The 23,771-nt window shown below is 72.3% G+C and carries 24 protein-coding genes and 1 pseudogene; 12 read left to right on the top strand and 13 right to left on the bottom strand.

Going from position 1 to position 23,771, the window contains the following annotated elements; translation table 11 throughout:
* The first annotated feature begins 13 nt into the window (after positions 1 to 13).
* From ABZX10_RS01405 to ABZX10_RS01380, 6 genes are read left to right on the top strand one after another with little or no spacing between them, the layout of a single operon-like run.
* Positions 14 to 1,426, top strand: coding sequence for a M20/M25/M40 family metallo-hydrolase (locus ABZX10_RS01405; protein ID WP_355533731.1), 1,413 nt, complete (start codon positions 14 to 16; stop codon positions 1,424 to 1,426).
* Positions 1,423 to 2,637: a gephyrin-like molybdotransferase Glp gene (glp, locus tag ABZX10_RS01400; protein ID WP_355533729.1), complete on the top strand. Its 1,215-nt coding sequence runs from the start codon at positions 1,423 to 1,425 to the stop codon at positions 2,635 to 2,637. Before ABZX10_RS01405 ends, glp begins: the two co-directional genes overlap by 4 nt.
* Positions 2,638 to 2,646: 9 nt before the next feature.
* Positions 2,647 to 2,958, top strand: coding sequence for a GlsB/YeaQ/YmgE family stress response membrane protein (locus tag ABZX10_RS01395; RefSeq protein WP_355533727.1), 312 nt, complete (start codon positions 2,647 to 2,649; stop codon positions 2,956 to 2,958).
* Positions 2,959 to 3,017: 59 nt separating this feature from the next.
* On the top strand, positions 3,018 to 3,752 hold the full coding sequence (locus ABZX10_RS01390; RefSeq protein WP_355533725.1) for a phosphatidylserine decarboxylase: 735 nt from the start codon (positions 3,018 to 3,020) through the stop codon (positions 3,750 to 3,752).
* The gene (locus ABZX10_RS01385; RefSeq protein WP_355533723.1) at positions 3,749 to 4,645 is read left to right on the top strand and encodes a phosphatidylcholine/phosphatidylserine synthase; all 897 of its coding nucleotides are present in this window, start codon (positions 3,749 to 3,751) and stop codon (positions 4,643 to 4,645) included. The genes ABZX10_RS01390 and ABZX10_RS01385 overlap by 4 nt, the downstream gene beginning before the upstream one ends.
* 42 nt (positions 4,646 to 4,687) lie before the next feature.
* The gene (locus ABZX10_RS01380) at positions 4,688 to 6,889 is read left to right on the top strand and encodes an AAA family ATPase (protein ID WP_355533721.1); all 2,202 of its coding nucleotides are present in this window, start codon (positions 4,688 to 4,690) and stop codon (positions 6,887 to 6,889) included.
* Positions 6,890 to 6,935: 46 nt separating this feature from the next.
* Here ABZX10_RS01380 and ABZX10_RS01375 read toward each other — a convergent pair whose 3' ends face one another.
* Positions 6,936 to 7,382, bottom strand: coding sequence for a hypothetical protein (locus ABZX10_RS01375; RefSeq protein ID WP_355533719.1), 447 nt, complete (start codon positions 7,380 to 7,382; stop codon positions 6,936 to 6,938).
* Between the two features lie 82 nt (positions 7,383 to 7,464).
* On the opposite strand from ABZX10_RS01375, the gene ABZX10_RS01370 reads away from it, so the two are divergent.
* From ABZX10_RS01370 to mnhG, 6 genes are read left to right on the top strand one after another with little or no spacing between them, the layout of a single operon-like run.
* Positions 7,465 to 10,368, top strand: coding sequence for a Na+/H+ antiporter subunit A (locus tag ABZX10_RS01370; protein WP_355533717.1), 2,904 nt, complete (start codon positions 7,465 to 7,467; stop codon positions 10,366 to 10,368).
* Positions 10,365 to 10,949 (top strand): Na(+)/H(+) antiporter subunit C, encoded by a 585-nt coding sequence (locus tag ABZX10_RS01365; protein WP_355533715.1) that lies wholly within the window; start codon positions 10,365 to 10,367, stop codon positions 10,947 to 10,949. The genes ABZX10_RS01370 and ABZX10_RS01365 overlap by 4 nt, the downstream gene beginning before the upstream one ends.
* The gene (locus tag ABZX10_RS01360; RefSeq protein ID WP_355533713.1) at positions 10,949 to 12,667 is read left to right on the top strand and encodes a Na+/H+ antiporter subunit D; all 1,719 of its coding nucleotides are present in this window, start codon (positions 10,949 to 10,951) and stop codon (positions 12,665 to 12,667) included. Before ABZX10_RS01365 ends, ABZX10_RS01360 begins: the two co-directional genes overlap by 1 nt.
* The gene (locus ABZX10_RS01355; protein ID WP_355533711.1) at positions 12,660 to 13,379 is read left to right on the top strand and encodes a Na+/H+ antiporter subunit E; all 720 of its coding nucleotides are present in this window, start codon (positions 12,660 to 12,662) and stop codon (positions 13,377 to 13,379) included. Before ABZX10_RS01360 ends, ABZX10_RS01355 begins: the two co-directional genes overlap by 8 nt.
* On the top strand, positions 13,376 to 13,699 hold the full coding sequence (locus ABZX10_RS01350; RefSeq protein ID WP_355533709.1) for a monovalent cation/H+ antiporter complex subunit F: 324 nt from the start codon (positions 13,376 to 13,378) through the stop codon (positions 13,697 to 13,699). The genes ABZX10_RS01355 and ABZX10_RS01350 overlap by 4 nt, the downstream gene beginning before the upstream one ends.
* Positions 13,696 to 14,028 carry a monovalent cation/H(+) antiporter subunit G gene (mnhG, locus tag ABZX10_RS01345; RefSeq protein WP_355533707.1) on the top strand — a complete coding sequence of 111 codons (333 nt, stop codon included), beginning with the start codon at positions 13,696 to 13,698 and terminating at the stop codon, positions 14,026 to 14,028. The genes ABZX10_RS01350 and mnhG overlap by 4 nt, the downstream gene beginning before the upstream one ends.
* A 25-nt stretch (positions 14,029 to 14,053) precedes the next feature.
* Here mnhG and ABZX10_RS01340 read toward each other — a convergent pair whose 3' ends face one another.
* The 12 genes and pseudogenes from ABZX10_RS01340 to ABZX10_RS01285 all read right to left on the bottom strand — a co-directional run bounded on the left by ABZX10_RS01340 (position 14,054) and on the right by ABZX10_RS01285 (position 23,708).
* Complete coding sequence (locus ABZX10_RS01340; RefSeq protein ID WP_355533705.1) at positions 14,054 to 15,073, bottom strand: pyridoxal-phosphate dependent enzyme; 1,020 nt, start codon at positions 15,071 to 15,073, stop codon at positions 14,054 to 14,056.
* The gene (locus ABZX10_RS01335) at positions 15,070 to 15,990 is read right to left on the bottom strand and encodes a hypothetical protein (RefSeq protein WP_355533703.1); all 921 of its coding nucleotides are present in this window, start codon (positions 15,988 to 15,990) and stop codon (positions 15,070 to 15,072) included. The genes ABZX10_RS01340 and ABZX10_RS01335 overlap by 4 nt, the downstream gene beginning before the upstream one ends.
* Positions 15,987 to 17,192 carry an MFS transporter gene (locus ABZX10_RS01330; protein ID WP_355533701.1) on the bottom strand — a complete coding sequence of 402 codons (1,206 nt, stop codon included), beginning with the start codon at positions 17,190 to 17,192 and terminating at the stop codon, positions 15,987 to 15,989. The genes ABZX10_RS01335 and ABZX10_RS01330 overlap by 4 nt, the downstream gene beginning before the upstream one ends.
* Positions 17,189 to 17,995 (bottom strand): DUF364 domain-containing protein, encoded by an 807-nt coding sequence (locus tag ABZX10_RS01325; RefSeq protein WP_355533699.1) that lies wholly within the window; start codon positions 17,993 to 17,995, stop codon positions 17,189 to 17,191. Before ABZX10_RS01325 ends, ABZX10_RS01330 begins: the two co-directional genes overlap by 4 nt.
* Positions 17,992 to 18,993 carry an ABC transporter substrate-binding protein gene (locus ABZX10_RS01320; RefSeq protein WP_355533697.1) on the bottom strand — a complete coding sequence of 334 codons (1,002 nt, stop codon included), beginning with the start codon at positions 18,991 to 18,993 and terminating at the stop codon, positions 17,992 to 17,994. Before ABZX10_RS01320 ends, ABZX10_RS01325 begins: the two co-directional genes overlap by 4 nt.
* Positions 18,994 to 19,020: 27 nt before the next feature.
* On the bottom strand, positions 19,021 to 19,305 hold the full coding sequence (locus ABZX10_RS01315) for a hypothetical protein (protein WP_355534090.1): 285 nt from the start codon (positions 19,303 to 19,305) through the stop codon (positions 19,021 to 19,023).
* Between the two features lie 59 nt (positions 19,306 to 19,364).
* Positions 19,365 to 19,709, bottom strand: a pseudogene (locus ABZX10_RS01310) (ABC transporter ATP-binding protein); the annotation flags it as partial.
* Between the two features lie 56 nt (positions 19,710 to 19,765).
* A complete protein-coding gene (locus ABZX10_RS01305) occupies positions 19,766 to 20,833 on the bottom strand; it encodes an iron ABC transporter permease (protein WP_355533695.1) in 1,068 nt (355 codons plus the stop codon).
* Between the two features lie 72 nt (positions 20,834 to 20,905).
* Entirely contained in the window at positions 20,906 to 22,042 is a 1,137-nt protein-coding gene (locus tag ABZX10_RS01300; protein WP_355534073.1) for a glutamate--cysteine ligase, read from the bottom strand.
* Positions 22,043 to 22,044: 2 nt separating this feature from the next.
* The gene (locus ABZX10_RS01295) at positions 22,045 to 22,779 is read right to left on the bottom strand and encodes a superoxide dismutase family protein (protein ID WP_355533693.1); all 735 of its coding nucleotides are present in this window, start codon (positions 22,777 to 22,779) and stop codon (positions 22,045 to 22,047) included.
* 118 nt (positions 22,780 to 22,897) lie between these two features.
* Positions 22,898 to 23,362, bottom strand: a complete 465-nt coding sequence (locus ABZX10_RS01290; protein WP_355533691.1) for a LytR C-terminal domain-containing protein — start codon at positions 23,360 to 23,362, stop codon at positions 22,898 to 22,900.
* Positions 23,363 to 23,381: 19 nt separating this feature from the next.
* Positions 23,382 to 23,708 carry a DUF3263 domain-containing protein gene (locus tag ABZX10_RS01285; RefSeq protein ID WP_068571184.1) on the bottom strand — a complete coding sequence of 109 codons (327 nt, stop codon included), beginning with the start codon at positions 23,706 to 23,708 and terminating at the stop codon, positions 23,382 to 23,384.
* Between the last annotated feature and the right edge of the window lie 63 nt (positions 23,709 to 23,771).

Here is a 23,771-nt window from a genome sequence, read left to right as displayed (position 1 = left end):
CTATCGTGAACCGATGACCGACAGCAGCCTGCGGCGCACCGTCGAATCCTTGATGGATCGGGCCAGGTCGGACCTGGCCGAGCTGGTCGCGCATCCGTCGGTGCACGACTCCCCCGAGTTCGGTGCCGAGCCCAATGCAGCGTCCGCGGCGTGGGTCGCGACGGCCTTCGCCGAGGCCGGCATCGGGAACGTCGAGCGGATCACGACCTCCGACGGGTCCATCGCGGTCGTCGGGCATGCGCCCGCACCCGAGGGCGCGCCGACGGTGCTGCTCTACAGCCATCACGACGTCCAGCCGCCCGGGCCGCGCGAGGCCTGGGAGTCCGACCCGTTCACGCTGACCACCCGTCCGGGCCCCGACGGCACCGACCGCTGGTACGGCCGCGGCGCCGCGGACTGCAAGGGCAACCTCGTGGCGCACCTGACGGCGCTGCGCGCGGTCCGCGGGGAGGACGGGACCTTCCCGGTCGGCGTGCGCATCGTCATCGAGGGTTCCGAGGAGGGCGGCGGCGCGGGTCTGGAGGACCTCGTGGCGCAGCGTCCCGAGATCGCGCAGGCCGACCTCATCGTCATCGGCGACACCGGCAACGTCGCGGTCGGCCGGCCGACGCTGACCACCTCGCTGCGCGGCGCCGTGAACGTCCGCGTCGAGGTCAGCACCGGCACCTCGGACCTGCACTCCGGCGCCTTCGGCGGCGCCGCCCCCGACGCCCTCGCCGCCCTCATCGCCCTCCTCGCGACCCTGCGGGACGGCTTCGGCAACACCACGATCGACGGGCTCGACAGCTCGGCCCGCTGGGCCGGGGAGCCCTACGATCCGGCGCAGTTCGCCGCCGACGCCGCGATCTACGACGATGCCGCGATCCTCGGCTCCGGCACCATCGCCGACCAGCTGTGGGCGCGTCCCGCGCTCACCGTCATCGGCCTGGACGCCCCCGCGACCGCGACGGCCGCCGCGGCGATCCAGCCCCGCGCCGCCGCCCTGCTCAACCTGCGCGTGCCCCCGGGCACCGACCCGCACGCGGCCACCGAGCTGCTCGTCGCGCACCTGCACAACAACGCACCGTGGGGCGCGCACGTCGACGCGCACATCGAGGCCGTCGGCGAGCCCTTCGCCGCGGAGACCACCGGCCCCGCCTACGCCGTCCTCCGCGACGCCCTCGTCGAGGCGTACGACGGTGCCGAGGTCGCCTTCAGCGGCCAGGGCGGGTCCATCCCGCTGTGCACGCAGCTACGGAAAGCCGCACCGCAGGCCGAGATCGCGCTGCTCGGCGTCGAGGAGCCGCAGTGCCGCATTCACGCGCCCAACGAGTCCGTCGACCCGAACGAGTTGCGCCGCACCGCGCTCGCCGAGGCCCTGCTGCTCACCCGGCTCGCGCCGGCACCGCCGGAGGCCCCGGCACCGGCGAACGCGCCGAGCGCATGAGGTCGGTCGACGAGCACCGGGCCGCGGTCGCCGCGCTCATCCCGGCGCCGCGGACCGTCGACCTGCCACCCGGGCTCCGTCCCGACCTGGTCCTGGCGCGCGATGTCCTCGCGCCGATCTCCCTGCCGCCCTTCACCAACTCGGCGATGGACGGCTACGCGGTCCGCGCCGCCGACGCCCCGGCGGGCGCGGTGCTGCCCGTCGCCTTCGACATCCCCGCCGGCCGCACCGACGTGCCCGCGCTCCCGCCCGGGTCGGCGTGCCGCATCATGACGGGCGCTCCCCTGCCCGACGGTGCCGACGCCATCGTCCCCGTCGAGCAGACCGACGGCGGCACCCGGGCCGTGCGGATCGACGTCGCGCCCGAGCCCGGGCGGTTCTTCCGTGCCGCGGGCAGCGACATCGAGGCCGGGGAAGTGGCGCTGCGGGCCGGGGAGCGGGTGAGCGCGCCCGCCGTCGGCCTCGCGGCGGCGCTGGGACTCACCGCCCTGCCGGTACTCGAGCCGCTGCGCGTCGCCGTGCTGTCCACCGGGTCGGAGCTGGTCCGGCCGGGGACGCCGCTGCTCCCGGGGCAGATCTACGAGTCGAACGCCGAGATGCTGGCGGCCGCGCTGATCGAGTCGGGCGGGGTCACGGTCGAGGTGCTGCACTTCGTCGAGGACTCGGTGGACCCGCTCCTGGCGCGGCTCGCCGAGCGCGTCACGGCGGGCGGGATCGACCTGGTCATCACCACCGGCGGCGTCAGCGCCGGGGCGTACGAGGTGGTCAAGGACGCCCTCGCGTCGCGCGGCGTCGGCTTCGTCAAGGTCGCGATGCAGCCGGGCATGCCCCAGGGCTGCGGCACGGTCGACCTGGGCGGCGCGCGTGTTCCCATCATCACGTTCCCCGGCAACCCCGTGAGCGCCCTGGTCTCCTTCGAGGTCTTCCTGCGCCCCGCACTCCGGGCCGCGATGGGCCTGCCGGACCGCCCCCGGCGGTCCGCGCGGCTCGCCGAGCCGGTGGACTCGATCCCCGGGAAACGGCAGTACCTGCGCGGACGCCTGACGAACGAGGACGACGGTTCCGATTCGGTCTCGGTTCTCGGCGGACCGGGTTCGCACTACTTACGATGGTTGTCACAGGCGGATTGTCTGCTGGATGTACCGCCCGAGGTCGAGCATCTGGCCGAGGGCGCGACGGTGGACGTGATCGTCCTGAACGGCACCTACTAGGAGGCACACATGATCACCCAGTACGCAGACGCCGTCCTGCTCGCATCGGGGAACTTCGCCCGTGTCGGTACCTTCGGTTGGATCATCATCGGCGGCCTCGCCGGCTGGATCGCCAGCAAGTTCATGGGCACCGACAAGCAGATGGGGATCTTCCTCAACATCGTCGTCGGATGCGTCGGCGGGTGGCTCGGCGGTTTCGTCGCGCGGACGGTCTTCCACGCGGATACCCAGAGCTTCGGCAAGGTCGCCACGTTCTTCGTGGCCCTCGCAGGTGCGGCGGTCCTCCTGTTCGTAGTGAAGCTGGTCACCGGACGCAAGTGATCGCACCGTCGGGTGCGATGATGTCACCCGACATGAGCACTGCATCGAAGGGACGTTAGGTGGCGCGCCGACCTCGCACGCCGGTCGACGGGCATCTGACCGAGCACTCCACCGGTATCGGTCACATCACCGAGCTGATCCGGCACACCGTCCCGCCGCTGCACCCCGCGGGCACCCCGTTCATCGCGGGCTCCCTCGGGGTCGCGGCGGTCGGGTACCGCACGGGCTGGATCCGCGTGCCCGCACTGGTCACGGCCGCCGCGTGCGCCGCCTTCTTCCGGCACCCGCCCCGCGTGACGCCCACGCAGGAGGGCGTGGCCGTCGCGCCCGCGGACGGCGAGGTCACCCTCGTCGACGAGCACGTTCCGCCCCGCGAGCTGGGCCTGGGCGACGCGCCACTGCCCCGGGTGTCCATCTTCCTGTCCGTCTTCGACGCGCACGTGCAGCGCGCCCCGCTGGCCGGCGTCGTGGACTCGGTCGTGCACACCGACGGCACGTTCCTCTCCGCCGACCTCCCCGAGGCCAGCGATGCCAACGAGCGCACGACGGTGCGCCTGGCCACCGAGTACGGCCCCATCGGCGTCGTGCAGATCGCGGGCCTCGTCGCCCGCCGCATCCGCACCGACTGCGCGCCCGGCGACACTCTCGAGCTGGGCGAGACCTACGGCATCATCCGGTTCGGCTCACGGGTGGACACCTACTTCCCCGCCGGTACCGAGCTCGCCGTCTACAGCGGCCAGCGCGCCGTGGCGGCCGAGACCGTGATCGCGCACCTCCCGGTCGCGCAGCCGTGAGTCCGGCCCGCCAGGAGCAGCCGCGCCCCGTCGGGATCATGATCCTGCCGTCGGTGCTGACGGTCGCCGCGCTGTGCGCCGGCCTGACCGGCGTGCGGTTCGCGGCGGCCGGCAAGGTCGACCTCGCGATCATGCTGGTCGTCGTCGCGGCGATCCTCGACGGCCTCGACGGCCGAGTCGCCCGCCTGCTGGGCGCCTCCACCAAGATCGGCGCCGAGCTCGACTCGCTGGCCGACGCGATCAACTTCGGCGTGACGCCCGCGCTGATCCTGTACTTCGTGGTCTTCCCGGGTTCGCCCGCCGGCTGGATCGTCGCGCTGCTGTTCGTGGTCGCGATGGTGCTGCGGTTGGCCCGCTTCAACACCCTCGCCGCCGACCCGACGGCACCCGCGTACACCAGGGACTTCTTCGTCGGCGTGCCCGCGCCCGCCGGCGCGCTGCTGGTCCTGGCGCCGCTCGCCGCGCAGCAGGAGTGGGGCACGGGCTGGTGGGTGAGCACGCCCACCGTCGCCGTCTGGACGCTGTTCGTGGCCGCGCTGACCGTGTCGCGGATCCCCACCTCCAGCTTCAAGACCATGACCGTGCAACCGGCGAAGGCCGCCGGCGTGCTCGTGCTGGTCGCAGGCCTGGTCGCGCTGATGCTCACCTACCCGTACGTCGCGCTGCTCGTGGTGATCGCGATCTACCTCCTGCACATCCCCTTCGCGTGGCGCTCGAAGCGCTGGGTGGCCTCGCACCCGTCGGCGTGGGACAGCAAGCCCGCGGAACGCCGCGCGATCCGGCGCGAGCAGCGGCGGCCGCTGCGGCCCCGTCGTCGCGCCGCGACCGCGGGCCGGGGAGGCCGACGGTCCGCCGCCCGCCTCGGCCTGCGCCGCCCCACCCGCGAGGACTGACGGCCCACCGCCGCGACGTGCCCGACCATTAAGCTGGCGAAGGTGCCGAACCTGTCGCTCACCGTCCGTCTGCAGACCTCGGCCCTCGAGGCGCGGCGGGGCATCGTCCGGATCCACCCCGAGGCCCTCGCAGCGCTCGGCCTGCGCGAATGGGACGGGATCGAGCTCATCGGCGCGCGCCGCACCGCGGCGGTCGTGGCGGCGGCACCGTCGGGCAGCGCGCCCGGGGTCGCGCTCCTGGACGAACTGACGATCACCAACTGCGGCCTCCGCGAGGACGGAGAAGTCGTGATCTCGCCCGCCGTCGTCCACGGCGCGAAGCGGGTGCTGCTGCGCGGCAGCGCCCTCACGCGCAACGCCCTCGACGGTGCCGCCCTCCGGCAGGCCCTCCTCGGCAAGGTGATGATGCCCGGCGACAGCGTGTCGCTGCTCCCGCGCGACCTCGGGCCCGGCACGTCGAACGCGGAGGCCACCCAGCAGCTGTCGCGACTGGTCGGGATCACGTGGACGAACGAACTGCTCACGGTCGTGACCGTGGACCCCGGGCCCGGGCCGGTGTCGGTGCAGCCGAACTCCGCGGTGCTGTGGGCGGACGAGCAGCCGCCCGCGGCACCGTCGGAGATCGTGACGCTCGCGGCGGAGGTTCCCGAGGCCGAGGCGCCCGCGGTGCGCCCCGTCGCGGACCTCGTCGGCGCGGACACCGCGGTCAAGCGCCTCACCGAGTGGCTGTCGCTGGCGCTCGACGAGCCGGAGCTGCTCGAGAAGCTCGGCGCGCCCGCGCGGCTCGGGGTGCTCGTCACCGGGCCCACCGGCGGCGGCAAGGCCACCGTGGCGCGGGCCGTCGTGGCGCCGCGCCCGCTCGTCGAGGTCGACGGTGCCCTCACCGGCGCGCTGGAACCGCAGGCGCGGCTGGAGCGGGTGCGCGACGCCGTCGCGCGGGTCCGGGCCGCGGTGAACGGCGCGGGCGCGGCGCTGCTGGTCCGCGACGTCGAGGCGCTGCTGCCGGCCGCCCGCGAACCCGTGTCGACAATGATCCTCGACGAGCTGCGCCGGGCCGTCGCGACGCCCCGCGTCGCGCTGATCGCGACCACCTCCGCGCCGGCCGAGGTCGACTCGCGGCTGCGCGAGCCCGACCTCGCGGACCGGACGGTCACCGTCGACCTGCCGGACGCGAGGCAACGGGAGAAGCTGCTCGAGCTGCTCCTCCGGGAGGCTCCCACCGACCACGTCGACCTGTACGAGGTCGCGCTGCGGGCGCCCGGGTTCGTGGCCGCCGATCTCGCGGCACTGTGCCGCGAGGCCGCGCTGCGGGCGGCCGCCCGAGTCCTCGACGGCGGAGCGACCGATCGCTCCGTGTCGATCACCCAGCCGGACCTGCTGGGTGCGCTCACGGTGATCCGGCCGGTGTCGCGATCGGCGACCGAGGAGGTGTCGGTCGGCTCGATCACCCTCGACGAGGTGGGCGACATGGCCTCGACGAAGCAGGCCCTCACGGAGACGGTGCTGTGGCCCCTGCGCCACCCGGACACCTTCGCGCGCCTCGGCGTCGAGCCGCCGCGCGGCGTGCTGCTCTACGGTCCGCCCGGCTGCGGCAAGACCTTCGTGGTCCGCGCTCTCGCAGCGTCGGGTCAGCTGTCGGTGCACGCGGTCAAGGGCGCCGAGCTCATGAACAAGTGGGTCGGCGAATCGGAGAAGGCCGTCCGCGACCTGTTCGCCCGTGCCCGGGGCAGCGCACCGTCGTTGATCTTCCTGGACGAGGTCGACGCGCTGGCCCCGCGGCGCGGGCAGTCCTCGGACTCCGGGGTCGGGGACAAAGTGGTCGCGGCGCTGCTCACCGAGCTCGACGGTGCCGAGCCCCTCCGCGACGTGGTGGTGCTCGGCGCGACGAACCGGCCGGACCTGATCGATCCGGCGCTGCTGCGTCCCGGCCGGCTGGAGCGACTGATCTTCGTGCCGCCGCCGGACGCCGAGGCCCGCGCGGAGATCCTGCGGACGGGCTCGCGGGCGATCCCGCTGGCCGACGACGTGGACCTGCCGGCGCTGGCCGAGCGGCTCGACGGCTACTCGGCCGCGGACTGCACCGCGCTGCTGCGCGAGGCCGCGCTCACCGCGATGCGCCGGGATCTGGACACGGCCACCGTCACCGCCGCGGACGTCGAGGCGGCACGGCAGGCCGTGCGGCCGTCGCTGGACCCGGCCCAGGTCGCGGACCTGCAGGCGTACGCGGACCGTCGGACCTCGTAGCCACGCCGGACGCCGGAGACGCCGCCCCCGGCCGACCCGACCGGGGCTATCCCTTGCTCACGAGGTAGAAGACGGCGTTGGGAATCGCGCCCGCCGAGGCCGCGTTCACGGTCACGATGTAGCCCTTGCCGGAGAACTGCGCCGACCGACTGTCGGGAGACCCGGCACCGTCGCCGAGCGCGGTGTACCCGGCGGCGACGAGCTTCTTCTTCGCCTCGTCGTACCCCTCGGGCTTGGCCTGGACGGTCACGTTGAAGACGGTCACGCCGCCCTGCGAGCGCTCGCCCGCGTCGATGAGGTTCCCGTCGACCAGCGGCACATCGCCCTTGGGGAAGGTGGCCGGGAGGGTCACCGTGGCAGTGGGCGCGTCCTTGGTATCACCGTTGCACGCGGTGGCGCCCAGGAGCAGACCGGCGGCCGCCAGGAGGGACGCGACGGCCGGCCCGACGCGCCGACGCGCGGGCCCGAACGAAGTGGTCGGACGATCCGTCATCTGGTCCATGCAGCTCCCGACATCCCTCACCGGTAGAATCAGCAATGAACTTCCGCCCCGATCACCAAGGACGGAGTGCCCCTTGCTCGTCATCCTCATCTGTTTGTCATTGGCGACCTTAGCCGCCCCGATCGCAGTCGGACGGTTCGGCGCGCGCGCCTTCCTCGGACTCGCGGTGGTCCCGGCCGCGGCTCTGGTGTGGGTCATCGCCGTCTGGCCCGTCGCCGGCGAACCCGCGCGAACCGAGTCCCTGCAGTGGGTCCCCGCCCTGCACATGAACGTCGATCTGCGGCTCACCGAGCTCGGCGCGATCATGTCGGTCCTGGTCCTCGGGATCGGTGCGGTCATCCTCGTCTACTGCGCGGGCTACTTCACCGGCGTGTCGAGCACCCGCAAGCTGCCCACCTTCGCGGCCGAACTGGTCGCCTTCATGGCCGTCATGTTCGGCCTGGTCGTCAGCGACAACATGCTGGCGATGTACGTCTTCTGGGAGCTCACCTCGGTGCTCAGCTTCCTGCTCGTCGGGTACTACGCCGAGCGCGCCACCAGCCGCCGCGCGGCCACCCAGGCGCTGCTGGTCACCACGCTCGGCGGCCTCGCGATGCTGGTCGGCATCGTCGAGCTCGGCGAGCACTACGGCAGCTACCTCTTCTCCGAGGTGATCGCCCGCGCGGTCGCGGACCCGTCGAGCATCTCCCTCGGCGTCGAGGTGGGCGTCGTGCTCATCCTGATCGGCGCGATCAGCAAGTCCGCGATCGTCCCGTTCCACTTCTGGCTCCCCGGCGCCATGGCGGCGCCGACGCCGGTCTCGGGCTATCTGCACGCCGCCGCGATGGTCAAGGCGGGCATCTACCTCGTCGCGCTGCTGGCTCCCGCCTTCGCCCACCTGAACGCCTGGCGGGTGATCGTGCTGGGCCTGGGCGTTCTCACGATGATCCTGGCGGGCTGGCGCGCGCTGCGCGAGTTCGACCTCAAACTCATCCTCGCCTTCGGCACCGTCAGCCAGCTCGGCATGCTCATGGTGCTGGTCGGCGGGGGTGAGCGGAACCTCATGCTCGCCGGCATGACGATGCTCACCGCGCACGCGCTGTTCAAGGCGACGCTGTTCATGGTCGTGGGCATCATCGACCACGCGACCGGCACGCGCGACATCCGGCGGCTCGCCCGCCTCGGCGACCGCCAGAAGGTGCTCGCGGTGATCGCGGCGCTGGCCGCCGCGTCGATGGCCGGTATCCCGCCGCTGTACGGCTTCGTCGGCAAGGAGGCCGCGCTCGAGACGATGCTGCACAGTTCCCTCCCCGAGCCGCTCCCGATCGTGCTGCTCGTCGGGATGTGCGTCGGCTCGGCGCTGACGATGGCCTACAGCATCCGCTTCCTGTGGGGCGCGTTCGGCAGCAAAGGGCACGCAGCACCCACCCGCGCCGTCGCCGAGATGCATGCCATCGGCCCGCTGTTCCTCGCCGGCCCGGCGCTGCTCGCCGCGCTCTCGCTCATCGACGGGATCGCCTCCCGGCAGCTGGACCAGGTGCTGTCCGGCTATCCCGACGATGCCTTCGCTCCCGCGTCGGAGCCCTACCACCTGGCACTCTGGCACGGTTTCACGCTGCCGCTCCTGCTGACGGCGCTCATCATCGGGGCGGGCGTCGTCATCGCCCAGCCGCACAGCCCGTTCGCCCGGCTGCGCCGCCGGAACAGCGTGCTGCTCGGCAACGCGGACCGGCTCTACGACGGAGCACTGCGCACCGCGGACTGGTTGTCGCTGCGCATGACGCAGAGCACGCAGCGCGGATCCCTGCCGCTCACCCAGGGCACGATCCTGCTCACGCTGGTGCTGCTCCCGGTCATCGTCCTCGCCGTCGGCAGCCGCGCGCGGCCCGACCTGCACCTGCACGCCTCGCCGCTCTTCCTCGCGATCTCGCTGCTGATGTGCATCGCATCGCTCACCGCGGTCCTCCTGCGCAACCGGTTGGCGACGGTGCTCGTCGTCAGCGTGACCGGCTACGGCACGGGTGTGGTGTTCGCGATCTACGGGGCGCCCGACCTGGCGCTGACCCAGTTCCTGGTCGAGACGCTCACCCTGGTCGTCTTCGTGCTCGTCCTCCGTAAGCTGCCCGCGGAAGCCCCGATCACCGGCAGCCGGCCCTCCCGCGTCGTGCGGGCGCTGCTCGGCGTCGCGGTCGCGGCGATGGTCATCGTCGTCGGCGTCGCGGCGCGCGCGGCCCGCACGGCAGCACCCGTCGCGGACCGTCTTCCCGAGCAGGCGTACAGGTTCGGCTACGGCCACAACACCGTCAACGTGATCCTCGTGGACATCCGCGCGTGGGACACCTTCGGTGAGATCTCGGTCCTGCTCGTGGCCGCCACGGGCGTGGCCTCGCTGGTGTTCCGCAATCGACGGTTCGGCGCGGCGCCCCGGGTCAGTGCCGAGCGCGCCGCGGCGGAGATCGCCTCCCCCGGCACCACCTGGCTGATCGGCAGCGCCCTGCGCGACCCGCGGCATCGGTCGCTGGTCCTGGAGATCACCGCCCGGCTCGTGTTCCCGACGATCATGGTCGTGTCGGTGTACTTCTTCTTCGCCGGGCACAACGCGCCCGGCGGCGGCTTCGCGGGCGGACTCACCGCCGGCCTCGCGCTCGTCCTGCGCTACCTCGCGGGTGGGCGGTACGAGATCGGCGAGGCGCTGCCGCTGGACGCGGGCCGCATCCTGGGCACCGGCCTGCTGCTGGCCGCGGCCGGCACCGTCGTCTCGCTGCTGTTCGGTGCGCCGGCGATGTCGTCGGTGGCGTTCGAGTTCACGGCGCCCGTGTTCGGCCACGTCAAGGTGGTCACGGCGCTGATCTTCGACGCCGGCGTGTACCTGATCGTCGTCGGGCTCGTCCTCGACGTCCTGCGCAGCCTCGGCGCCCGGCTCGACCTGGAGGGATCCCCCGCGGACATGACCTCGCCCATCCCGGTCCAGTCCGCCGCGGGAGGTGAGCTCCGATGATGATCGACATCGGGCTGTTCGCCGCGGTCGCCGTCATGATCGCCACCGGCGTGTACCTGCTGCTCGACCGCAGTCTGACCCGGATGCTCATGGGCATCATCCTGTTCGGCAACGCGGTGAACCTGTTGGTGCTCGCGCTGGCGTCGCCGCCCGGCAACCCGCCGATCGTCGGGTACTTCTCCGAGGGGCGCACCTCGGAGGCGGACCCGCTGGCCCAGGCGCTGATCCTCACCGCGATCGTCATCACCATGGGCCTGTCGGCGTTCATCCTGGCGCTGGCCTACCGCTCCTTCACCATCAACACCGACGACGAGGTCGACGACGATCCCGAGGACGCGAAGGTCCTCGAGCGCGACGGCGACATCGCCTCCGAGGAGCCGGACTACGACGCCTCGGACGACCCGATCACGGGTGCGCCGTCGGCCCTGGGCGACGCCTTCGGGCCCGACGGTGAGCCGTTGACCGGCGAGGACCTGCAGCGGGCCCGGCTCGACGCCGTCGACACCGGCGCCCTGCCGCTTCCGCGGGAGCCGCGCGAAGGGGAACTGCCGCCCGGCGACGGAGAGGGGGACGCGCGATGATGACCGAATCGACCATGCACACCCTGATCCCGCTGCCGACGGTGCTGCCGATCATGGCCGCCGCGATCACCATGGTGATGGGCCGGCATCCGCGCCTGCAGCGGGCGATCTCGCTGCTCTCGCTGGTCGTGATCGTCGCGGTCGCGGCGGCGATGCTCTACTACACCGACCGCCACGGCACCGTCGCGTTGCACATCGGCGGCTGGGGCGACCGGGACGGCGGGGGCGGCCCACTCGGCATCACCCTGGTAGCCGACCAGCTGGCCGCACTCATGGTGCTGGTCTCGGCGGTCGTGCTGCTGGGCGTTCTCGTGTACTCGGTCGGCCAGGGTATCCGCGACGGTGACGAGCACCAGCCCGTGTCGATCTTCTACCCGACCTACCTGATCCTCGCGGCGGGCGTGTGCAACGCCTTCCTCGCGGGCGATCTGTTCAACCTGTTCGTCTCCTTCGAGATGCTGCTCGCCGCGAGCTTCGTGCTGCTCACCGTCGGTGGCAGCGCCGACCGGGTGCGCGCCGGTGTGTCCTACGTGATGGTCTCGATGGTGTCGTCGCTGATCTTCCTGCTGGGTATCGCCTACGCGTACTTCGCGACGGGCACGTTGAATCTCGCGGACATGGCGATCACGCTGCAGGACCTACCGTCCGGTACGCGGACCACGCTCTTCGCGGTGCTGCTCGTGGCGTTCGGGATCAAGGCGGCGGTGTTCCCGCTGTCCACGTGGTTGCCGGACTCCTATCCGACGGCGCCCGCCCCGGTCACGGCCGTCTTCGCGGGCCTGCTCACGAAGGTCGGCGTGTACGCGATCATCCGCGCGCGCACGCTGCTCTTCCCCGGCGGCTCGCTGGACAACGTACTCATGGTCGCGGGCCTGCTCACGATGATCGTCGGCATCCTCGGCGCCATTGCGCAGACCGATATCAAGCGCCTGCTCTCGTTCACGCTGGTCAGCCACATCGGCTACATGATCTTCGGCATCGCCCTCTCGACGCCGCTCGGCCTGAGCGCCACGATCTACTACGTGGTGCACCACATCCTCGTGCAGACCACGCTGTTCCTGGTCGTGGGGCTGATCGAGCGGCAGGCGGGCGCGGCGTCGCTGCGCCGCCTCGGCGGGCTCGCCGCGGCGAGCCCGGTGCTGGCGATCCTGTTCTTCATCCCGGCGCTGAACCTGGGCGGCATCCCGCCGTTCTCGGGCTTCATCGGCAAGGTCGGGCTGATCGAAGCGGGTGTGATGAAGGGTTCGGTACTGGCGTGGGTGCTGGTCGCCGGCAGCGTCATCACCTCGCTGCTCACGCTGTACGCGGTGGCGCGGGTGTGGACCAAGGCCTTCTGGCGGGCCCGTGCCGACGCCCCCGAGGGGCGACTCGCGGGCGCCCGCCCGGAGGCGCTGCTCGACGACGCCGACGTGATCGAGTTCGCCGACCGGGAGGACCCGGGCCGGATGCCGATCAGCATGGTCGCGCCGACGGCCGGCCTGTTGGCCGTCGGCCTGTTCATCGCCCTGTGGGCCGGCCCGATGTTCGGCATCACCGACCGCGCCGCGGACCAGCTCATCGGCAGGTCCGACTACGTCGAGGCCGTGCTCGGCCCCGAGGCCCTCGCGAAACTCGAGGTGCCCGCCGGTGACGCCGGCTGGCACGCGTACGAACCGCTCACCGTCGGGCAGCCCGACGGTGCGCCGACCCCCGGACCGCAGGGAGGCGCGCATGGCTAAGCGACTCGTGACCCGGATCCTGCCCGACCTGCGGGACCGCCGGGCCGTCATGGTCAAGGTGGGCCAGCTGGTGTGGCTGGACGCCGTGTGGGTGATGCTGTGGGGCCGCGTGACCTGGGGGAACATCGCGGGTGGCCTGATCATCGGGCTCGCGATCCTGCTCCTGCTGCCGCTGCCACCGGTACCCGTCGAGGGGCGGGTCCACGTGGGCTCGCTGCTCAAGCTGGCGGTGGTCTACGTGGTGGAGATGTTCAAGTCGTCGGTGCAGGTCGCCTGGCTGGCGATCCGCCCGGGCGCGCCGCCGATGAGCGCGGTGTTGCGCGCGAAGGTGTCGGTCAAGTCCGACCTGGTGCTGACGCTGCTGGTCGACATGATGAACCTGATCCCCGGCACGATGGTGCTCGACATCGACGCGAAGCGCCGGCTGCTCTACGTGCACGTCGTGGATGTGAGCAGCGAGAAGGCGGTGCGGCAGTTCTACCTGAGCACCGCGCGGCTCGAGCGCCTGTTCATCAGCGCCTTCGAGCGCGACAGCGAGTGGCACGCCAGCCCGCTGCACGGCATCGACGACGACGAGTACCACCACGTCGACGGCGCGGCCCGGCGCGTCGCGACCCGGCCGGACCGGATCGGCGCCGCCCGGCGGATGGCCGCCCCGGAGATCGCCCACCGTCGCACCGAAGAGGCCCCACCGACCGAGGAGCAACCATGACCGTCGTGTACACCGTGACCGGCGTGATCCTCGTGGTGGCGGCCTTCCTCACCGCCTACCGCCTGCTGGTGGGCCCGAACACGCTCGACCGGGTGGTCGCCGTCGACGCGCTCGTCGCGATCGCGATGGGTGGCCTCGCGGTGTGGGCGGCGTTCAGCCGCAACTCGTCGGTGATCCCGGGGATCGTCGCGCTGTCGTTGATCGGCTTCGTCGGGTCCACATCCGTGGCGCGCTTCCGCGTGCCCGACGATGCCGGGCTCGCCCCGAAGCCCGACGAGACGCCGGACATCGCGCTCCGCCCGGGCGGTGAGTCCCGATGATCGTCGACGTGGTCTCCGCCGTCCTGTTCCTCACCGGTGCGGTATTCGCGCTCACCGCCGCGATCGGGATCATCCGGTTCCCGGACACCTTGACCCGCATGCACGCCGCGACGAAGCCGCAGACCATGGGGCTGCTACTGCTGTTGCTCGGCGCGATCGTCCGGATGGCGGATTCGGTCGACGTGTGGATGTTGGTACTGGCCGGCCTGTTCGCGATGTTGACCGCGCCCGTGGTCGCGCACCGCGTGGGCCGCGTCGCCTATCAGGAGCAGCGCCTGCGGGACAGCACCATCGCCCGCGACGACATGGAGTCCGGCGCCCGGGACTGACGCGGCCCCGTTCCCGACGTCCGGCTCACGTCGGGCCGGGCCGTCCCGACCACGACATCCGCGACCAGGGAAGAACGATGTCCGACGGGTCGTCGACGAGGCGCGGCCACACCGGTTCCGCTTCCGCGGGAAGAGGTTCGGTCAGCGCGCGCAGGTAGCGGTGACCGGTGTCCGGGAGCACCTGCACGGTGGCGTCGACGGGGTCGTCGTGGTCGTCGTGGTCCTGCTCGTACCCGGCGACGACGTGCCCCGCCCCGGACGAGAGACCCGCGAACAGCGCGTGGTCGGCGAGCAGTCGGTGCGCGCCGCCCCGCGCGAGGTCGAAGGACACCCAGTGGATGACGTCGTAGAGGCGGTGCCGGACGTTCTCGAACCGGATCGACGAACCGATGCCCGCTATGAGCATCGCGGGGTCCGCGACGTGTTCGGCGCCGAAGGTCATGCTGCCGAAGGGCTGCACCCCGACGAGCCGCACCCGCAGACCCGCCTCCTCGAAGCCGAGCCGCAACGCGCCGCTCGAGACGCCCGATCCCACCGGCGCGACCAGGCGCAGCGACCGCACGCCGGTGGCGGACAGCTCCGCAGCGGCGTTGCGCGCGATGTCGCGGTAGCCCAGGTAGTGCACCGGATCGTGATACTGCCGCATCCAGTGCAGCGACGGGTCCTCCGCGAGCAATTCGGCGATCCGGCGGACGCGGCGGTCCTGATCCAGCTTGAGCGACTCCGACGGCGGCATCTGCTCCAGATGGACGCCGAGGGCCAGCAGCTGGACTCGCAGCCCCTCGTCGATGGTGGTGGATCCCACGATGCGGCACCGCACGCCGGCCTCGTGGCAGGCGAGCGCCAACCCGTAGGCGTAGATGCCCGACGAGGAGTCGATGACGGTGCCGCCGGGACGGACCCGACCCGCGTCCAGGGCCGCCTGCAACGCCGCGCGGGCCGAGGCGACCTTCATCGACTCGAACCGCAGGAGGTACCGCGCGTCCTCGGCGCGGATCAGGGCGGGACGGCTCAGGGCCTCCGCGATGTGACCGTAGGTCTTCATACCGCCCCGCCGATCGGCAGCGGCTCGACATCCACCCGGAATCCGTCCGCGCGCACGCAGTCCGCCGCGCGCCGCACCCGGTCCGGGGACAGCGTGTGCGCGAAGAGGAGGCCGGCGACATTGCCCGAGTGGGCGACCTGGACGCCGAGTGCGCCCGCGCGCTCGCCCGCCGCGATCAGCCGGTCGAGATCGGGCTTGTAGTGCCGGCTCTGGTTGAGCCGCGCGCTCCGGGTGGCGACGGCGGCGACCCCCGGAGCGTCCCCGTCGGCGACCGCGCGGCGCAGCAGGGCGCGCAGTTCCTCGTACTCCCCCACGTGCCCCGTGCCCGCCGGGGCGAGCGCGAGGGTGTCGACGGGGCCGCCCAGCATGCAGCGCACGAGGAACATCCGCGGAAGTTCCGGGCCGAGTTCCTCGATGACGTGGCCGTGCCTGTGCGCGAACAGGATCGGCCGGTCGGACCACAGCGGGTCGGACGCCCCCTCGGCGCCGATCGCCAGACGCGCGACGGTGTCCGCGTCGAGTTCGACGCCGCAGCAATCCGCGACCGCGCGGACGGCGGCGAGGACGTCGGCGGTGGAGGACCCGAGACCGAGGCCGACCGGCGCCGTCCTGGTCACGCGCAGCTCGCCGCCGGTGAACCCGGGTGCGCCCTCGGCGCGCAGGTGGGCGAGCGTCGCCTCAGCCGCGCGCCGCGCCTTCGTCAGATCCCGTGCGTCACCGTCGGTCCGGATCCGCACGCCGGCGCCGGCATCGGGGGTGAACAGCGCGACGGATCCGACGGTGCCGATCGGCACCGTCACCAGGCCCGGGCACTCGTCGAGCACGGGACAGCGGAACCGTCCCTGCAGGAGTTCGCCGTGGTGGCCGGTGCTCCGGCCCGTGCCCCGGCCCCGGGCCGCCGGGCGTCGCCCCGTCATGCGGCCGGCTCCTCGGCGCACAGGCGGCGCGAGGCCCGGAGGACGAAGGCCGCCGCGAGGGCCGTCGCACCACCGAGCACGAGCCCCACGCCGGTCCATCCGCCTGCCGCGAGCGCCACCCCGCCGAGGGTCGCGCCGGCGAAGACGCCGACGCTCTGGGCCGCGCCGTTGAGCGAGAGGACGGTGCCGCGCACCGGCCCGGCCCCGCGCACGAGCGTCGTCGTCACCGCGGCGGCGATGACGGCGTGCGCGGCCGAGACGACCGCCACCATCGGCCACGCCACCGCGATGTGCGGGACGGTGTAGAGCGCGACCATCGCGATCGAGGCGATCGCGATCGCGACCCCCGCGCTGCGGAACAGCCGTTCCGTGCTGTGGTCCTGCATCACCCGGCCGCCGAGGAAATTCCCGAGGAAGAAGGCGAGGCCCGATGTGGCCCAGACCAGGGAGAACCAGCCCGTCCCGATACCGAACCGCTCGCCGAAGGCCGCGGCGATGTAGGCGAGCGAGCCCATGAAGGCGAGCGTGCGCAGCAGGGAGATCGCCAGGACGTCCATCGCGCCGGGGATCGACCGGACGGTGCGAAAGGCGTCCAGATAGCTCAGTCGGGTGTCCCCGCCGCTCGGGTCGCTGCGGCGCGCGACCAGGACCGCCACGAGGAGCAGCACGACGGCGGTCGCCGCCATGTCGGCGCGCCATCCCCACAGGACCGCCGGCACCGCCAGCGCGGGCGCCGCGAGGACCGCCGTGAGGGTCATGGTCGACGAGACCAGGGTCGCGGCCCGCGCGGACGCCGCGGGTGCATCGAACCGGTCGGCGGCCATCGCCGAGAGCGCGGGGTTGAGGACCGCGGTCCCCGCGCCGATCAGCAGGCAGAAGGCGATCCACGCGGCCGTGGTCCCCTGCACCGACAGGCCGCAGCCCGCGGCGAGGACGACCAGGGCCAGCGCGGCCACCGCCGACCGCGAGAGCCGGTCGAGCAGCGGCGCGGCGGCGATCCCGACCAGCAGCGCCGCTAGGCCGCCGAGGCCGCGGAGGCTGCCGATCACGTCGACGCTCGCGCGCGCGTCGGCGGCGATGGCGACGAGGAAGTTCGCCATGACGGTGAACGGCACCAGACCGAGTGCGGCGGCGACGAGCAAGGGCCACACCGCGCGGACGAGGACCCGGTCGGGCAGCGGCCGTTCCAGTGGTGCACTCATGCGTGCCCCCGGTACAGGTACATCGGCGAGGCGTCGGCCGAGAACTGCGAGAACGGGAAGTGCTCGGCCGAGAGGGCCGTGAGGCCGGCGCCGAGGAAGGCGCGGGCCACCGCGGCGCCGCTCTGCGCGTACACGGCCAGCGGCACGCCCCGCTCCCGGCACGTCGCCAGGATCTCGTCGAAGCTGCCGCTGCCGAGCGTCATGCCCGTCGCGAGCACGACGTCCGCCTGCGCGACGACATCGCGATGATCATCGGCGACGGGGTCGCCCCAGTGGGTGCGCTGCAGGTTCCGGTCCGCGAGTACGGGTTCGCCGCCGCGCTGGCGGATGGCGGCCACCAGGGGATTGACCACGCCGATCAGACCGACCCGCGCGCCGGGAGTGAAGGTGAGCAGCTCCGCCACCGCCGCGTCCCGCGCGACCGCGCGAACGTCGGGGGTACCGGTGGGCAGGATCCGACGCTCGGCGCGCGAATCCTCGCGGTGCGGGGCCGTAGCGCCGAGCGCGGCGTCGGCCGCGGCGATCCGCAGCGGCCGCGCGGCGTGCTCGAGCAGTGCCGCGAGCGGCTCGCCGGACAGGTCCGCGACGTCGGGATCCACTTCCCCTTCCTCGAAGGCGCACGCGCCGAAGGAATCCCCGACGCGGACGAGGACGTAGCGGTTGCGGTAGCGCTGGTCGCTTCCCGCGAGCCGGGTGCCGTGCGTGAGGAAGAAGACACTGCGGGCCACCTCGTCCTCGGCGACCTCACGAGCGAGATCCAGCACGTCCGCGACGGCTTCGGGTGCGGAGCCGGGTGCGCTCATCGGGCCGTCCCGCTCTGCTCCAGGTACTCCGCCAGGGCCTGGGCGGCGTCGAGGTTCCGCGGCCCCGCGACCAGCTCCGCGTAGTCCACGACGCGGATGCGGTTCTCCCGCACGGCGGGCGAGTCCTTGATCGGCGACGACTGTCGCAGGTAGTCGATCTTCTGCTGCGCCGGCTGCTTGTCGTAGTCGACGATGACGATCACCTCGGGCTGCGTCTGCACGATGGACTCCCAGCCGACCGTGGTCCACCGCCCGTCCACGTCATGGGTCACGGAGCGGCCGCCGGCCAGCGAGACGACCCGGTCGGCCGCGGCGCGGCGCCCGGCGGTGTACGGTTCGGCCGTCCCCGAGTCGTAGACGAAGACCGAGGGCTTCACCGTCTTCCGGTCGGCGCGCTCCTGCAAGGTGTGCTCCCGCGTCCGGAGGCCGTCGACCAGCTTCGTCGCCCGGTCCGGGACGCGGAAGATCGCGCCCAGGTTGGTGAGGTCGGTGTAGGTGTCCGCCATCGGATTCGCCGCGCGCACGGCCGGCTTGTCGCCGTAGTTGTAGCAGGTCTCCTCCTGCATGTAGCTGTCGATCCGCAGCTTCCCCAACGATTCCGGCGTCACTCCGCGGGCCGGGCTGAATCCGGCCTGCCAGCCCGCGAACACCCAGTCGGCCTTGGCTGCGACGAGCGGCTCCTGGGTGAGCACGCCGTCGCTGAGGATCGGCACCTTGGCGTACTCGTCGCGGTACGGCGACGTCGCGATCACGCCGTGCACGGTCTTCGGCAAAACGATGCCCCGGATGCGGTCGGTGAGCCCCAGCGCGAACATCTTCTCGATCGCCGAGACGTCGTAGGGAACGGCCGCGGTCGGCGACCGGTACTGCTGGTGCACACCGCAGTTGGTGACGTCGATGACGTCCGTGGCGGTATCCGCAGGACGCGCGCCGCAGGCGGTGCCGCAGAGCACGGCGCCCGCCGCAGCGACGGCGGCGAGCAGGGAACGGGGGTACATCTTCTCGATCCTCTCGATCGGTCGGTTCTACAGGTCGAAGCGAATGCGCGGCGAGCCGCTGTCGGCCGTCGCGACGGTGGGGCGAACGCCGTAGACGCCCGCGATGCGGTCGGGCGTCAGGACCTGCGCCGGGCTTCCGGCGGCGACGACCCGCCCGGCGTCCAACAACACCAGGCGATCACAGCTCTGCGCGGCGAGGTCGATGTCGTGGATGGCGGTGACGGTGGTCTTCGTGGTGGCCCGCAGCAGGCGCAGCAGATCCAGCTGGTGCCGTACGTCGAGGTGGTTGAGGGGCTCGTCGAGCAGGAGCACCGGGTTTCCTGTGCGAGGGCACGGGCGATGAGGATCCGCTGCCGTTCCCCGCCCGAGAGCCCGAGCACGCTGCGCCGACGGAGGTGCGCTGCGCCGACCGCATCGAGCGCAGCCGTACACGCGCGCACCGCCCGGTCGCTCCCGGCGTCGCCGTGGGCGAACCGGGCCAGCATCACGGTCTCCCCCGCCGTGAAGCCCAGGTGGCCGGACTCGCTCTGCGTGACGGCGGCGACCCGTCGGGCACCGTCGCGCCGCCGGAGGGTTCCGAGGTCGTCGCCGCCGACGCGCACGGACCCGGAGGTGGGCGCGATCGCGCGGTAGAGGCACCGCAGCAGCGTCGACTTCCCACTGCCGTTCGGACCGATCAGGCCGATGTGTGCCCCCGCGTCGATGTCGAGGGTCACGCGGTCGAGGATGCGGCGACCGGCCAGCTCGACGGTGACCGAGTCCAGTTCCACCCTCACGCCGCACCGCCCAGCAGCCCGCCGCGCCGCCGGAGCAGCACGATGAAGACGGGCACCCCGACCAGGGCCGTGACGATCCCGAGCGGCAGCTCACGGGGCGCCACCACCAGGCGACTCAGGAGATCGACCCAGACGAGCAGCAGCGCACCCACGAGCGGTGCCAGCAGCAGCACGCGACGGTGCGCCGGGCCGACGATCATGCGGACGGCGTGCGGGACCACGAGCCCGACGAAGCCGACGGTGCCCGCGACGGCGACGAGGACCGAGGTCATGACCACGATGACCAGGAACAGCATCCGTCGGGCGCGGTGCGGGTCGAGGCCGAGCGCCGCCGCGGCCTCGTCTCCCTGGGACAGCACGTCCAGCACGCCCGCGAGGCGCGCCGTGAGCGCACCGCAGACGGCCACCGTCACCGCGACCAGGGGCAGCACCGACCACTGCGCACCGCCCAATCCGCCGAGCAGCCAGAACATCACCGACCGAGCCGCGTCGCCGACCGGGTCGAAGAAGACGATCGCGCCCGCGAGGCCCTGGAAGGCGAAGGCGAGCACGACGCCCGTGAGCACCAGCCGGACCGGACTGAGCGCACCGTCTGAGGCCCGGCTCAGCTGGTACACCAGCACGGAGGCGAGGACCGCGGTGACGAACGCGGCACCCGCGGTACCGGCCACGCCGAACCCGGCCGCAACACCCGTGGTGAGCACGAAGCTCGCCCCCACGGAGGCGCCGCTGGAGATGCCGAGGATGAACGGATCGGCGAGCGGATTGCGGACGAGTGCCTGACAGGCGACGCCGGCGAGAGGGAGCCCGCCTCCCACGAGGGCGGCGAGGAGCACGCGGGGGACACGGAGGTCCCACAGGATCGAGTAGGTCGAATAGTCCTCGCGGGCTACCGTTCCGCCGCTCAGCGCGGCCCAGAGGAGCCGGCGCACGTCGTCGAGCGGCACCGTCGCAGCGCCCTGGGACACCGCGATCGCCATCGACACGACCAGCGCCGCGGCGAGAACACCGGCCAGCAGCGAGGTCCGGGTACCGGCACGCCGGCCGGGCACGGTGGTGAGCACGCGGCCAGATTAACGATAATAATTTTCGTTAACAAAGCGGCATGCGTCTATGTGTCCGGCAGACGCGAGCGACTACGGCAGGATCAGCTCGCTCGTCACGGACCGGACCACGTCCCGGTAGGCGTCCGTGCTGCAGACGCCGCCGGCGACGGCGCGCTGGCGCTGGTACGACGCGCCGCGCCGTGGGATCTCGGCGACCGCGGCCAGTTCGCGCGAGCAGCCGAGCCGCCGGGCGACCGGGGCGAGCTGCTCGAGCAATTCGTCCAGGTCCTCGGTGACGAGCCGCTCGTTGTTGTCCGCGTCCAGGATGATGATGGCGTCGAGGCCGTACCGGGCCGCGCGCCACTTGTTCTCCTGCACGTGCCACGGCGGCAGCGTGGGCAGGCTCTCCCCCGCGTCGAGGCGGGCGTCGAGCCACACCACGAGACAGTGGATCAGCGCGACGATCGCCTCGAGCTCGGCGAACGACGACATGCCGTCGCAGATCCGCACCTCGATGGTACCGAGGTGACACGCGGGGCGGATGTCCCAGCGGATCTCGTTGAGGTGGTCGATGATCCCGGTGGTCTTCTGGTCGTGCACGAAGCGCTCGAACTCGCTCCACCGCTCGAACTGGAAGGGCAGGCCCGCGGTGGGCAGCTGCTGGAACATCATGGCGCGGGTGCTGGCGTAGCCGGTGTCGTGGCCGCCCCACATCGGGGAGCTGGCCGACAGCGCCAGCAGGTGCGGGTAGTGGTTGAGCAGCGCCGAGATGATCGGCAGCACCTTGTCGCGATGATTCACCCCGACGTGCACGTGCACGCCCCAGATGAGCATCTGCCGCCCCCACCACTGGGTGCGCGCGATCAGCTCGTCGTAGCGGGGATTCTCGGTGAGCTGCTGTGCGTTCCACTGCGCGAACGGATGCGTGCCGGCACCGAAGAGATCGACGCCCATCGGGTCGGCGGTCTCCCGGACGGCCGCGATCACGCGGGACAGGTCGGCCATCGCCTCCGCGGTGTTCGCACAGACGCCCGTCACCACCTCGACGGTGTTGCGCAGCATCTCCGAGTGCACCTGGTGCGCGATGTCCGGACGGGACGCGCGGACACCGTCGAACAGCTCCCCGGCCCTGCTGACCAGGTCCGCGGTCTCCCGGTCGACGAGGGCGAACTCCCACTCGACGCCGATCGTCGGCCGCGGCGACGCCTCGAAGGCGACGGTCTCGATGGCTAACCGACCTTGATCACGCCGCAGGCGACCCGGCCGCCCGCGTCACCGGTGTTCAGGGTCTGCTCGTCCGGAACGGGCTGGCCCGGAACGATGTTCGTGTAGCGCGCCGACGGGACGTTGCCGAAGTTGTCGGGGCCCGCGTGGATCATGAGCGCGTTGCCGTCGGCGTTCTTCTTGATGTCCGCGAGGGTGAAGGCACCGGTGCTGGTCACCGTCTGGCCGGTGCCGTTGGCGTTGACGTAGATCGACACCAGGTCACCCGTCATGGGGTGGCCGGTGGCGCCGGCCTTCTGCCAGTGGCCGCCGGCGGAACCGAAGTTGGTGGCGGAGCCGGGCGCGCCGTTCTTGGCGACCGAGTTCGGCTCGCACTTGCCCACCTCGTGGATGTGCATCCCGTGGAAGCCTGCGGTCAGGCCGGTGACCCGCACGTCGATCACCACGACGCCGTCCTTCTCGGTGAAGGTCGCCTTGCCGGCGCTGCTGCCGTCGGGCTTGACGAGCGAGGCCTCCGCCGAGCCCGCCGACGGGCCGTTCTCGCCGGTCGCGTCCGCACCGTGGCCGCCCTCGTTGCTGGTGACCAGGCCCTGGGTCGGGACGGCCGCGCCACTCACGACCGCCGGCGCGGTGGGGCCGGTGCCCTTCTCGGCGGGCTTCTCGTTGGTACTGCACCCGACCAGGGCGAGGGCCGCCACCGGGAGGATCGCAAGCGGGGCGAGGAACTGACGCTTCGTCATCGATGACTCCTTATGGAACGGCTTCCTGGGCGGTGCCGCCCTGGGCTGGGTTGCCCGAATCATATCGGGGTCGGTGGCCGCCGCTGCGGACAGGACCCCGTGTCGCCCCTCGGCCGACCTACTTCTTCACCACGGCGACCGCGAGGACACCGGCGCACGCCTCGAGGGCCGCCGGGCGCGCCGCGGTCGTCGAGCCGGGCAGGGCGGACGCGACGGTCTTGGCGTCCGCTTCGCCGCCCTCGCTGAAGTAGACGGTGGTGGCGCGCGGGGCCGCCGGGCGGTTGGGCCAGACCTCGGTCTCGGGCTGGACGGTGACGCCCGCCTTCGTGAGCCTGTCCGTTGCGTCGGCGAGCGGTGCGCGGGCGACGGCGAGCAGGCACACCGTCGGCTTGGCGGCCGGGGCGGCGGTCGTCTCGGCGGCCGCGGCCTTGAGCTTGGCCTCCTGCGCGTTCAGGGCGGCCTGCGGGTCGTCGTTGCGGGTCACGAGACCGTGCACCCCGATCGCCGCGAGGATGATCGCGGCCGAGATCAGGATCATGATGATCGTCCGGATCGGCACGGCGCGGGTGTTCTGAGTGCTCACGACACCCGACTGTATCGGATCACGTGATCTCGAAGCCCAGCTTGCGCGCGGCGCGGGCCTTCTGCCGGCTCGCGCGGACGCGGCGCAGACGCTTGACGAGCATGGGGTCGGCGGCGAGCGCCTCCGGCGTATCGACCAGGGTGTTGAGCACCTGGTAGTACCGCGTGGCGGACAGGCCGAAGAGCTCCTTGATCGCGTCCTCCTTGGCACCGGCGTACTTCCACCACTGCCGCTCGAAGGCGAGAATGTCGTGCTCACGCCTGGTCAGGCCGTCGTCGCCCCGCTCGTGCACCGCGTGCGCGTCAGTATTGGCCAGGTCGTGCGCGGCCGCACCGGCGCCCTCCATGCGTTCCCCTCGCATTCGGAATAACACTGCTGTAGTTCGGTTCAATCTAACCACGGGCGCGTT

Source organism: Tsukamurella sp. NPDC003166, from assembly GCF_040611135.1.
GTDB lineage: Bacteria > Actinomycetota > Actinomycetes > Mycobacteriales > Mycobacteriaceae > Tsukamurella.
Note: the sequence above shows the minus strand (reverse complement) of the source record. Positions and strands in the feature narration are given on the sequence as shown.